Below are 13,090 nucleotides of genomic sequence, written 5' to 3'. Positions count from 1 at the left end.
GTTATACACAACGGGACTTTTCAACCTGTGGAATTGTGGACAATTATGTGGATATCCTAGACCGTCGATTCATTCATGGCATTTATTCCTATTCCCCCCTTATAAAATGTCAAAAAAAGCACTGCGCCACCAAGGCCAGTGCTGCTTCTTTTCACATCAAACAGATCGACTACTCTCTAACCTTATGCCTCTGTCCATCTGCAGCGCTTCCTTCCACTAGTACCTTGCTAAAGCAATATCGTAGACTCCTAAACCCATCGTCCAATCGATACCGATATCTCGGATATGGTCATCGTGTAAATAAATCATACTCCAGTCTCCCATGCCAGGTACTCGGATTAGAGCCTATCTCTTTCTGCACCCATTCGTCGTTGTACACGGTGTTCAAATAACGCTCGCCTCGATCTGGTAAAATGGCGGCACAAACCGCTCCATCAGGGATGCTCCCGCTCATTTTGCGTATCGCGGAAACAACGCCTCCTGACGAGGCCCCCGCCAAAATCGCTTCACTCCGCACCAATGCGCGGCAGCCTTCCACGCAGTCCAAGTCTGACACGTACATGACAAGATCCGCTACATCATGCTTGTACAGACCCGGTACTATTCCGGCGCCGAGTCCTGGGAACCTTCTCGAACCTTTTTCCCCGCCAAAAATGACACTGCCTTCCGCATCCACAGCAACGATTTGTGTGGGCCATCCACGATTACGGATGTATTCCATACACCCTCGTATCGTCCCGCAAGAGCTTACACCGCAAAATAAATAGTCAATCGGTCCCAATTGGTCCCCGATTTCTGACATGGTCGTCTCCATGTGTGCCTTGGCATTGTCTGGACTCCCATACTGATTGGTCCAATACGCATTCGGTATTTGTCCAACCAATTCACTTACTCTTCGAATCCGCGCCGGCAAAAACTCACCGGTCTCCGCATCCGGTTCCGTAACAAGATCGATTTCTCCATGGAAACTGCGGATAATCTGCTTATGCTGCTCGGTTGTTCGGGGATCCACCACACAGATGAATCGCAGTCCCAGATAACAGCATAGCTGTGCAAGACTAATCGCCAAATTACCTGAACTCGATTCGATAATGACGCTGTCGTTGGTAACTTCACCGCGTCGTATCGCTTCTCGCAGCATAAAGAGTGCTGGCCTATCCTTCGCGCTGCCACCCGGATTCATCCACTCCATCTTTCCGTAAACCTCGAATGGCTGATTTTTGAACAAACGCCCAAGTCGTATGAGCGGCGTGCCGCCGATCGCTCCAACAATACCTCCTTCAAGCTGCATAGGCATTCCCTCCTTCACGTATAAAAGATTTTTTTATTCTTCACTGAGGTGCGGTCCCTCATAAACAACCGATAATCCAGGCACTACTAACTACATATCCTATGCGTTTTGTCCTGCCTTATTTCTTTATTCATAACTTAGTTGTCACAAAACTTGGTCTGGTATTTACAATACAAAAAAGCCCAGTTCCTGCTTTTTAGCAAGAACTGGACTTTTCCATTTACTTCTAAGATCCCGCGCCGCGGTACCGTTTCACACCAATATTCCAAATTGTAATACCAAAAATGCTGAAAGCAATACCAACAACCGGTGTTAGCAAAGCGAACCACTTCCAGTTGACTGGATCGATGAAATAAGCGGCCGGATAGAAGCCGACGAATGCAAAAGGCAAAATCCACGTCAAGATCGTTCGGAGCAGTTTATTGTAAATCGTAGCCGGATATCGTCCATAGTTCTGGATATTCCAAATAAGCGGCAGAATACCTGTCGGCGCATCAGAGTAAAAAGCCAGCGACGTCAGCGAGATGTATACACCTGCATAAATGAGAATCGATCCAATCACCAGTACAATAAAGACCAGCGGATCATGCCAATGGAACGGGATTCCGAGCTTAGCCCAGGAATAGATCATGACAATCAGACCTGCTAATGCGCTAAATAGTGAAGATGGACTCAGGTTTTCGAGCATCAATTGCCATAGATTGTAGGCAGGACGCGTCAGGATACGATCCATCTCCCCTTTGACAATATAACGTTCACTGAATCCCCATAAGTTAAAAAAAGTGATGAATATGCCATATGGAATCATAAAATAACCGTAAATGAACAAAATTTGTTCTTGATTCCAGCCGCCAAGCGATTGTGTTTGCAAAAATACGACGAGAATGAAGAATAGATTCAAACCATTGAACATCAAGTCGGAAAGAACGTCAATCCAGAAATCGGATCGGTAGGTGAGGCGTGTTTTCATGTAATTTTTCAAATATTCTACAACTAGGGAGACATAAAAACTCATGTGTTAACCCCCCTGTACGAATAGACGCGTTTTGGATTTAACCCACAGGACATAGATCGGGATAATTAAGACCAGGAACCACAGCACTTGGACGCCAAGGTTTTGGAATATCGCAGTGTCTGTAATTTTTCCTGTGAAAACAGCGCTCGGTAAGTAAGTAATCGCTTGAAATGGCAGCCACTCCAAGACCGATTTGGACCATCCTGGAAAAAAGGAGATCGGAATAATTAAACCGGAGAACAGGTCGACCGCAACGCGCTTCATGCGCATCAGACCTTCGTTATTTTCCAAGAAAAAAGCGAATAATCCTGTAATGATATTAAGCTGCGTGTTAATCAGAAAGCTGAGAAACAGCATCACGAAGTAGATAACCCACAGGCTTGGATCGGTTGGGAACTGAATGGGCAAGAGTAACCATATGAAGATCATTCCCGGTGTCGTGAAGAGAATCAGACGGAATACGCCTTCTCCCAATCCTTGCATCATTTTCACAAAAACGTAGTTATAAGGACGTATGAATTGGATCGCTACACTGCCGTCGCGAATTTCGCTGGCAATCTCACGATCTAAGTTATTGAAGTAAAAAGCGCGCCCCATCCAAGAAATGGCCACATAAGTCGTCATCTGACCTAGCGTCAGGCCGCCGATTATAGCTTGCTCACCATAAATTGCTTTATATACAAAATAATAAGAACCAATATTGAGTGCATAGATCAAAATGCCGCTGTAATAATTAACGCGGTAAGCGAGCATCATGAGAAATCGCATGCGGATTACTTCTAAATAAGCACTAAGCATGAGATGCGACTCCCTCTGGCTGCGGCGCATCTTGACGTTTCACATCGGCTGAGCCGGCTTTATAAATTTCACGGACGATATCATCCGTATTCGTTTCATTGATTTTGATATCTTGGATTTGCAAAACGCCGACTACGCGGCTAAGCACCTCAGAAACATTGGCGCGTTCGTGCGGAATGAACACCTTGGCGGACAGCTCATTTTCAAGCTGCCAAGCAACATCTAGGCCCCGCGTAAGCTCTTGAAGGCGAGCCAATGTGGTAGGATGCTCAAATTGCAGCACGACTTCTTTGCCTTTGCCCCATTTCACCTTCAGCTCTTCGAGTCCGCCATCATAAATAATACGGCCATCATCGAGCATGATAACACGAGAACACAATGCTTCAATATCCTGCAGGTCATGCGTTGTAAGCAAGATCGTCGTTTCGTAACGCTGATTAAGCGATTTGAGAAATTCGCGAATTTCTGTTTTCACTACGATATCTAGACCAATGGTCGGTTCATCGAGGAACAGAATCGCTGGATTATGAATGAGGGAAGCGGCTAACTCACAGCGCATCCGCTGACCCAGACTTAGCTTACGAACGGGACGTGATAATAAATCGGATAATTGCAGACGATCCACGAGCTCATCGAGACGCTTTTTGTAATCGGCTTCCGACACGCGATACACCTTTTTCAAGAGTTGAAAGGATTCGACAACACCAATATCCCACCAGAGTTGGCTGCGTTGACCGAAAACGACACCGATTCCGGCTACGAATTTCTCACGCTCTTTAAATGGTACGAAACCATTGACCTTGATATGTCCTGATGTAGGTACTAGAATACCCGTCAGCATTTTAATGGTAGTAGACTTGCCGGCTCCATTTTCACCGATATATCCACAAATTTCGCCCTTAGGAATTTGAAAGCTGATGTCTTTCACAGCTGTAATTTGCTTATATTCTCTTTGAAACAAATCTTGAAATGCGCCCTTTAAGCCCCCGCGGCTCTGCTGAACTTGAAATTCCTTGCGCAGATCTTGAACATCAATCGCTAACATGAACTTACCTCCTGTCTGTGTAGACTCGGCTACATATAATGGCAAAGATCGCCTTAACTTGCTATCGAAGTTTCATAACATCTATAATATGGATCATAAAGATGAATTGTACAACACACTCATGATACATGAATTCTGTAAGAAAAAAAAGTACAGATTACCTCTATTTACGAAAGGAGCGCTGAACCTTTGAGAATCATAAAACGAACTTTGCTCCTGATCGGCTTACTGCTTATGGTGGTAGCTGGTTATTATACATATTCTTTCTATAATTTCGCGAACAATATCTCCCATAAATCGGACAAACCACAAGGCAGTGGCGGTACCATGATTGCCCAGAGCATTAAAGATAAAGGGGATAAATTTATCCCGCCAAAATGGGAAGGCAAACAACGAGTCAACATCTTACTTCTAGGTGGAGATTCCCGTGGGATGACGAAGAATGAGCTGCCCCGCTCAGACAGTATAATGCTCGCCTCGATTGATCCCGAGACCAAAAAGGCTCACCTTTTCTCTATCCTTCGAGATACATATGTGAAGATCCCAGGTGAAGGCGAAGATCGTATCAACACAGCCATTACATATGGCGGTCCGAATTTAGCGATGAAAACGGTCAGCGATTTGCTAGGCATCCCTATTCAGTACTATGTTTATACCGACTTTAAGGGATTCATTGCACTTATCGATGCTGTTGGCGGGATTGATATTGACGTCGAGAAAGATATGAAATATTCGGACTCGGAGGATGATCATGTCTATGATATTAATTTAAAAAAAGGGCCTCAGCATCTCGATGGCAAAACGGCTTTGCAGTATGTACGCTTTCGACATGATGCTTTGTCCGACTTCTCGCGTACGGAACGTCAGAGGAAGTTCCTAACAGCGGTCGCACAAAAAATGCAGACAACCTCTTCCTTAATTAAGCTGCCAAGAATTCTAAATTCCATCGATCCTTATATCGATACGAACCTCAGTGTGTCGGATATGCTGAAGCTCGGTACTCTTGGTTATGAAGCGAAAGCTGACGGAATCATTAGCTCCCAATTACCGCCAACCGATCTGTTGATCGAGAAAAACGTCCGCGGTGCAGCTGTCATTACGGTGAACAAAGAGAAGCTGCAGCTTTATGTGAAGGACCTTTTTGCAGGGAAGGCAGAGGCTGACTCTGGTCCTACGAAGCCATCGCCTTCGCCTACACCGAAGTCTTCGGTGAAGACGACGAAGTAGTAAGAGATTAGGGACGCTAAGGTTGATGATGCTCCGGAATGGCGGGAACCGCTGGATTATGGATGAGAAACATCCTTATGGTGACTGGACGAAATCTAAGCTAGTTGGTTAGAATGTACGAAGATAATAATTAATCTAGATTTTATGCCTCTACTTGACTAGAGGGCTTAGCGCCCTTCGAGTAGGGGCTTTTTGTAAGATGATAAACGACTACATAGTGTAAAGGAATGATACTTCTTATGGAACGCAAACTATCCGAGCAGTTATATCAAGAAGCACTACAACATATCGTCGGCGGGGTCAACAGCCCTTCCCGCTCATTCAAAGCAGTAGGCGGCGGCGCACCCGTCTTCATGAAACGTGCGTCAGGCGCGCACTTCTGGGATGTAGACGGGAATCGCTTCATTGACTACCTCGCCGCCTATGGCCCTATCATTACCGGCCACGCGCATCCGCACGTGACCGAGGCAATTTGCCGCGCCGCACAGAACGGCACGCTGTACGGCACCCCGACCGAACTCGAGATCGAGTTCGCCAAAATGCTGAAGTCGGCGATTCCTTCGCTCGACAAAGTGCGCTTCGTCAACTCCGGCACAGAGGCCGTGATGACGACGATTCGCGTGGCGCGCGCCTATACGAAGCGCACGAAGATCATTAAGTTTGCCGGGTGCTACCACGGCCACTCGGATCTTGTACTGGTGGCGGCCGGCTCCGGGCCGTCCACGCTTGGCACGCCGGACAGCGCGGGCGTGCCTGCGAGCATTGCGCAAGAGGTCATCACCGTGCCGTTCAACGACATTCCGGCACTCGAAGCCGCGCTTGCGCGTTGGGGTGAAGAAATTGCCGCGGTGATGGTGGAGCCCATCGTCGGCAACTTCGGCATGGTCATGCCCCATGCCGGCTACCTCGAGCAGCTCTGCGCAGCTGCTCGCAGACACGGTGCCCTCGTCATCTATGACGAGGTCATCACGGCGTTCCGCTTCCATTACGGAGCGGCACAGACCTACCCCGGCCTCCCGCTCGTGGAGGGCGGCACTTCCGAGGCGGCGGCGCGCTTCGCCGCCGTGGAGCCGGACCTTACGGCCCTCGGCAAAGTGATCGGCGGCGGACTGCCGATCGGTGCCTACGGGGGCCGCAAGGCCGTGATGGAGCAGGTCGCTCCGCTCGGACCTGCTTATCAAGCCGGCACGATGGCGGGGAACCCCGCCTCCATCTCGGCCGGCATCGCCTGCTTGGAGGTGCTCCAGCAGGCCGGTGTCTACGCCAAGCTCGAGCAGCTTGGCGCAACGCTGGCCGGCGGCATCGCAGAATCCGCCGCAAGGCACGGCATCGCCTTGACGCTCAATCGCATCGGCGGCGCTTTCTCTACCCACTTCTGTGACCATCCCGTCACGAACTATGACGAAGCACAAGATACAGACGGCGAACGCTTCGCTGATTTCTTCCGACTTATGCTGGAGCAAGGCATTAACCTCGCTCCATCCAAATACGAGGCGTGGTTCATGACCATCGCCCACACCGAAGACGACATCGCGCAGACGCTCGATGCCGTTGACCAAGCGTTCAAAACCATGAAAATGCGCTAATATGCTTCTCTTGTGTATCTGTTTCGGATTATGGGTTTGAAATTAGAGCTTAGGTGTTTGATGTTAGGTGTTATGGGAATGTTATTACGGGTTTGGTAGAAGGGTTAGATGTTACTAGTTAAGTGCTATGAGTGATTACAGGTTAGATGTTACTAGTTAGGTGCTATGAGTGATTACGGGTTAGATGTTACTAATTAGGTGCTATGAGTGATTACGGGTTAGATGCTACAGGTTTGGTGTTTGGTGTTTGGTCTTTGGTGTTTGGTCTTTGGTCTTTGCTGTTGGGTCTTTGCTGTTGGTCTTTGCTGTTGGTCTTTGCTATTTGGTGGTTTGGTGTCATGGCAAGGTATTACGGGTTACACAAACTAGGACGAACTACTGAACAACATGACCCCCCCCAATCTCCATTGGACAAAATCCAATGAAATCGACCTAAACACCCTAAAATCACAGATTTCATTGGAAAAAATCCATTGAAATCTGTGATTTTACACTTTTTAAGGCACTTCCATTGGATTTTCTCCAATAGAACCATTTGATCACCTGATAGATGCTCCTGCTCCTGCTCCTGCTCCTGCTCCTGCTCCTGCTCCTGCTCTTGCCTTGCTCTTGCTCTCGCCCTTACACTCGCTTTTGCTCCCACCCTTGCTCTTGCTCTCGCCCTTGCACTCGTTCTTGCTCTCGCCCTCGCTCTTGCCCTTACCCCTGCTCTACATCTCAACATCTTCACAATCACAACAACTTCCCTAACCTCAAACAGCCCCAACTTCTACCATTACATGTCCCAGAAACGAACTATGATCCTATATGGATTGTAGTTCGTTCGTATTTTAAGAGTACCCCAAGCCATGAGAAATATGGTTTTATTCACCAGTATGCAAAAAAGGTAACGCTTACATTTGTGTTTTCGATCTGCAACTATTGTCGGATGAACTTTTTCATGCTATTCTAAGATTACTTTTACCCTTTTCGCGAAATGTCTTGTTTTCACAGTATTTTCCTAGAAAGTTAGGGCATGATTGACAAATTCTTTGCCGATTTTTGTGTGTAATGCCTTACTTTAAAACAGGTCGATTAGAGCCTCATTTCGAGGGGATTATTTCCTTGAAATTGGTATGCTATTCAATAATATTGCATTTTTATTCACATTCTTGCATATTTCGGTTTTGACCCCTTTGTGGGTAATTCCTTGAAAATGCTAGGGTTGCGGGCTCATCAATGCAAGAATGCAAGAAGCGTAGTGCAAGAGGAGTTTAAATATGTATGGGAGGTGACGGTCAGGCGACTGACCAGAGCAATGAATGAATTGATGCGTAATGAAGGCCGTTTTCAAGATCTCCTAGGAACCGAACACGACAGCTGCGGTATTATTTGTATTATTGAAAAGAATGGTCACCCTTCCCGTGATAACATCCAAAAAACGATTGAAGCCCTTGTAAAAATGGAGCATCGTTCGGGTTTTATCAACGGTGAAGGCGATGGTTGCGGTATTTTAACGGATATTCCACGTGCCCTTTGGGAAAAGAAATTAACAGATGCGGGTCTGGACGGCAAGCTTGCTTACGACAACCGTTTTTCTGTTGGACATATCTTTGTTCCGCGCAAGCTTGACCTGACCGTTACCGAAATCCAGAATGGCATTCGTGAGCTCTTTGCTTCCCATGATGTATCCATCATTCTCGAGCAAGAGAATCAAGTCGATAGCAGCGTTTTAGGCCCTAACGGCTTGAACGATGAGCCTACTTTCTGGCAAATTGCAGCGATTGCGAACAAAACGGAAGGCCAAGTAGCCGATCACCTTTTTGAACTGCATATCGCGATTGAAGATCGTTACAATGTTCACGTTGCTACACTAAGCAATGTTACATCTGCTTACAAAGTATTAGGAGCTGCAAGCATCCTTCCTAAATATTTTAACGATACTCGTGATTCATTGTTCGCTTCCCAAGTTACCATTGGTCACAACCGTTATTCGACAAACACATTGTCCAGCTTCTTCCGCGTTCAACCGTTCTCCCTACTCGGGCACAATGGTGAAATTAACACGGTTAAGAAACTTCGCATTGAAGCAGACATGGTTGGCGTACCGCTGGTTAGCGGAGGTTCTGACTCCCAAGATATGAACAGAACGATTGAAACGTTCATTCACCGTTTTGGTTTGTCCCTTTTCGAAGCGATGGAAATGGTATTCCCTCCTATTATTAATGAAATGAAACAGTTCCGTCCGGAGCTTCAAGATTTATATGTGTACTACCGTCAAGTATGGGGCCATTTTGCACAAGGTCCTGCAGGTATCGTTTCTCGTTATGGCAATGAATGTATTTTTAGTGTGGATGCGCTTGGTCTTCGTCCGGTATGGATGGTGGAGAGCGAAACTTCCTTGTACTTCTCCTCGGAGCAGGGTGTTATTACGGTTGGTGACATGGTCGCTGATCCGAAACCAATTGCACCAGGCGAAAAAGTAGGCGTTGTTCTCACACCAGGTGAACACGTTCAAGTTATTCCTTACCACGAAGTGCAAACTTTAGTGTACGAGCGCGCAAGCAAACGTCTGAATATTGGCGGACTTCGGAAATATCTGAATCCTGCAAAAACGGATACTCAAGCTGAGCTTAATGAGAACATTGTAGCGACAGACCAATTGTACAGTGCATTTGGTTGGGATCGTGACGGTATTCAACACATCGAAACGATGTCTGAAACAGGTGCAGAACCAATCCGCTCCCTGGGTCACGATTCACCTCACGCTGCTCTTGCTTGGGAACGCCAGAACGTGCCTGATTTTATTAAAGAAAGCGTAGCGGTTGTTACGAATCCTGCGATTGACCGTGACCGTGAGATGGAGCATTTCTCCACACGTATCATTGCCGGTACTCGTACTCCTGTTTATGCTCAAGTAGATAACAACCTGCGTCTTGAGCTTCTGGCACCACTTGTTCTTGAAGGTACGAATGGCGTAGATAGCGAAGAGCACTTGTCTCAACCTTCTTATGAGCAATTGCTAGCCCTGTTCCGTGCACAAGGAGATCATGCTGTAGCTGTGCTTTCCAGTACTTTCGCTCGTGGAACTTCTTTGAGTGATGGCTTGGACGCTCTGGCTGCTGCTGCTATCTCTGCTGCTCGTGGTGGCGCTGCACTGATCGTTCTTGACGATGCAGAAGCTCATCAGAATGACCGTTTGTGGCTTGAGCCGCATCTGGCCGTTTCCAAAATCGATATCGCACTTCGTGCGGAAAAACTCGGTTTCGGCGACAACCTGCGCCGCCATGTTACTTTGATCTTGCGTTCCGCTGCCATTCGCAGCTTGCATGATATCGCTGTAGCTTGCGGTCTTGGCGCAGACGTTATCTCACCATACCTGTTGTTCTCAACGGCTTCTGATAAAGAAGGCCATGCAGCAGCAGCTCGTAAAGTATATGCAGCATTGACGAAAGGTCTGGAGAAAGTTATTTCCACGATCGGTACTCATGAGCTTCGCGGTTACACACGTTTCTTCTCCTCCATCGGCTTCCATCCGGAAGTTGCTGAAGTATTAGATATCGTGAACTACCTCGGCAGCGAAAAAGCGGGAACTGGCTTTGCCCAGCTCGAAGCTGATGCTGAATTACGTTATACAGACTTCACAAATCCAAAAGCAAAAGCAGCGAAAAACTTCCGTTTCTTCCAACGTATGTGGAAAGCATTAGGCGACGCCGCTTCAGGCGCTGCTCCTTATAGCGACTACCGCGACAAACTGCGTGAAGAAGAAAAGAAGAACCCGATTTCCATTCGTCACATTGCTGGATTCAATATTGACAAAGCACTGAGCGAAGGCCGTAAGGCACTCGATCCGTCGCAAGTTGATATCTCCATTGGCGGTCATTCCTTGCCGATGCTGATTTCTTCGATGTCATTCGGTTCACAAAATGAAACAGCTTTCCGTGCCTACGCTGAAGCCGGCGAACGCCTGAACATGGTCACCATGAACGGCGAGGGCGGAGAGATTAAAGATATGCTCGGCCGTTATAAAAAAACGCGTGGTGCGCAAGTCGCATCCGGACGTTTCGGTGTTAACGTAGAACTCGCTAACGCGGTCGCTTTCCTTGAGATCAAAATTGGTCAAGGGGCTAAACCGGGTGAAGGCGGTCATTTGCCAGGATCCAAAGTAACAGCGAAAATCGCTGCTGCTCGTAACGCAACCATTGGTTCTGACCTGATATCTCCTTCTAACAACCATGACATCTACTCGATCGAGGATTTGGCGCAAATCATTTCCGAGCTTAAAGAAGGCAGCGGTCGTAAAGCGAAAATTATCGTGAAAATCCCAGTTGTACCGGGTATCGGTACGATTGCGGTTGGTGTAGCGAAAGCAGGCGCTGACGTAATTACGCTTTCCGGTTTTGACGGCGGTACAGGCGCGGCTCGTATTCACTCCTTGACTCACGTTGGTCTTCCTACGGAGATCGGTACGAAGCTTGCTCACGTTGCTTTGATTGAAGCTGGTCTTCGTCACCGCGTTGAGCTGTGGTCCGATGGCGGTCTGAAATCAGGTAGCGACGTTGTTAAAATGGTTATGCTCGGTGCAAACCGTGCAGGTTTCGGTAGTATCGCAATGCAATCGATCGGTTGTACAACTTGCCGCGGCTGTCATTTAGATACTTGTCACGTTGGTATTGCAACACAAATCGATTCCATGGAAGAAGCGGAAGAAAAAGGACTTCGCCGTTTCGTACCTCGTCAATTCGACGTAGCTGTAGACAGTTTGGTTCGTTTGTTTGGTGGTATCGGTGAAGAAGTACGCGAAGTTGTTGCATCCCTTGGTTTCAAAAGCTTGCAAGAACTCGTTGGCCGTTCCGATCTATTGGAACAAATTAGCCACGTAGATCGTATTGATTTGTCCGACATCCTTCGTCCAGCTCCACTTCAGTTCATCTCTGATGCTGAAAGAGCGATGGAAGAAGCGGCTGTATCATCCGATATCCGTATCGCTGCAGGTGCAGAAGGTCTAGAATTCTTCCCAGAATCTTTGGCTCTTGATGCTCCAATCGTTCGCAACTGGTCCAAAGTGGATGCTGAGTCCCGTATTCTCGGTGCTCGTTACTCCAGCCATCGTGTGAGAGATCGCTTCGACGGCAGCTACGATGAATTACCAACAGTCGCGCTGAACTTGATCGACGGTTCCGTACCAGGAAACGGTCTGGCTGCCTTCAATGCGCGCGGCGTAGACATTACTGTTCACGGCGGGGCTGAGGATGGTCTTGGTAAAATGGCCTTCGGCGGTAAAGTGGCGATTGTTAAATCACTTGGCAAAAACAACACCTTCATCAACGGCAGCGTTGGTAAATCGTTCGGTTACGGCGCACAAAAAGGCTTGTTCTTGATCCAAGGCAGCGCAGATACTCGCGCATGTATCCGTTTCTCCGGTGCTGACGTCGTATTCGGCGGCGAGATCACAACGCCATTGCGTGATGAGCTTGGCGGACTTGCGGCTCGTGCGAACCTCAAAGGCTTCGCGTTCGAGTACATGACAAACGGCCGTGCCGTGGTTATGGGCGATCCAGGTCCATGGATTTGCGCAGGTATGACTGGCGGCGTGATCTACCAACGTCTTGTGCCAGAAATGGGTCTAGATCAAGCAGCCATCGAACGTCGTATCGCTAAAGGCGCGAAAGTTAAACTTGAGACCATTGGCGTACAAAGCAAAAAAGATCTTACTGAATTGCTCACAGCTTACCACGCTGAGCTTGCTAAATCCGGTCAAACCGATGCAGCAGCAAAAATCGAAGGTTTGCTAAGCAATCTTGAAGCTAACTTCATCCGTATCTCCCCGGTCAACATGCAAGCTGACCAATCCGTTGCTACGGAATAGATCATTCAAAAGCTCCACAGGGCCTTAACAGGTCATGTGGAGCTTTTTTTCATGGGAACAATTTGCACCCAGTGCATAAAATGTGCTCAACCATCGCATTTTATTAAGTAGCGTCACCCATCCGCATACCATAGGAGGTTTTTAGCTATGAGCCACTCGAAACGCCGCGATGAAGCAGCATGGAAAAGCCGCAAACAAGCTCACAATCCACATGGTAAGGTGAAGTCTCTGGAGGAATTCGCCAGTGAATATGAAGCGGAACATAAGAAGTAAGTAACTC

8 protein-coding genes are annotated in these 13,090 nt (G+C 47.7%); 4 read left to right on the top strand and 4 right to left on the bottom strand.

Annotated elements, in window-relative coordinates; translation table 11 throughout:
* Positions 1–289: 289 nt before the first annotated feature.
* The 4 genes from sbnA to ACBP55_RS03160 form a co-directional block, all read right to left on the bottom strand.
* Positions 290–1,291, bottom strand: a complete 1,002-nt coding sequence (gene sbnA / locus ACBP55_RS03175) for a 2,3-diaminopropionate biosynthesis protein SbnA (protein ID WP_464649717.1) — start codon at positions 1,289–1,291, stop codon at positions 290–292.
* A gap of 226 nt (positions 1,292–1,517) precedes the next feature.
* On the bottom strand, positions 1,518–2,306 hold the full coding sequence (locus ACBP55_RS03170; RefSeq protein ID WP_464649715.1) for an ABC transporter permease: 789 nt from the start codon (positions 2,304–2,306) through the stop codon (positions 1,518–1,520).
* A 3-nt stretch (positions 2,307–2,309) separates the two neighbouring features.
* Positions 2,310–3,104 carry an ABC transporter permease gene (locus ACBP55_RS03165; RefSeq protein ID WP_464649713.1) on the bottom strand — a complete coding sequence of 265 codons (795 nt, stop codon included), beginning with the start codon at positions 3,102–3,104 and terminating at the stop codon, positions 2,310–2,312.
* Complete coding sequence (locus ACBP55_RS03160) at positions 3,097–4,149, bottom strand: ABC transporter ATP-binding protein (protein WP_464649711.1); 1,053 nt, start codon at positions 4,147–4,149, stop codon at positions 3,097–3,099. Before ACBP55_RS03160 ends, ACBP55_RS03165 begins: the two co-directional genes overlap by 8 nt.
* 198 nt (positions 4,150–4,347) lie before the next feature.
* Here ACBP55_RS03160 and ACBP55_RS03155 point away from each other — a divergent pair, with 198 nt between their 5' ends.
* The 4 genes from ACBP55_RS03155 to ACBP55_RS03140 all read left to right on the top strand — a co-directional run bounded on the left by ACBP55_RS03155 (position 4,348) and on the right by ACBP55_RS03140 (position 13,083).
* Positions 4,348–5,376 (top strand): LCP family protein, encoded by a 1,029-nt coding sequence (locus ACBP55_RS03155; protein ID WP_464653215.1) that lies wholly within the window; start codon positions 4,348–4,350, stop codon positions 5,374–5,376.
* Positions 5,377–5,615: 239 nt separating this feature from the next.
* Positions 5,616–6,962: a glutamate-1-semialdehyde 2,1-aminomutase gene (locus ACBP55_RS03150; protein WP_464649709.1), complete on the top strand. Its 1,347-nt coding sequence runs from the start codon at positions 5,616–5,618 to the stop codon at positions 6,960–6,962.
* Positions 6,963–8,259: 1,297 nt separating this feature from the next.
* Positions 8,260–12,810 carry a glutamate synthase-related protein gene (locus ACBP55_RS03145; protein ID WP_464649707.1) on the top strand — a complete coding sequence of 1,517 codons (4,551 nt, stop codon included), beginning with the start codon at positions 8,260–8,262 and terminating at the stop codon, positions 12,808–12,810.
* 147 nt (positions 12,811–12,957) lie between these two features.
* Positions 12,958–13,083, top strand: a complete 126-nt coding sequence (locus ACBP55_RS03140) for a DUF6254 family protein (RefSeq protein WP_244280079.1) — start codon at positions 12,958–12,960, stop codon at positions 13,081–13,083.
* Positions 13,084–13,090: the final 7 nt, after the last annotated feature.

The organism is Paenibacillus sp. WG02, from assembly GCF_055396115.1.
The sequence above is the reverse complement of the archived record's forward strand: the minus strand, read 5'-3'. Positions and strand labels throughout refer to the sequence as shown.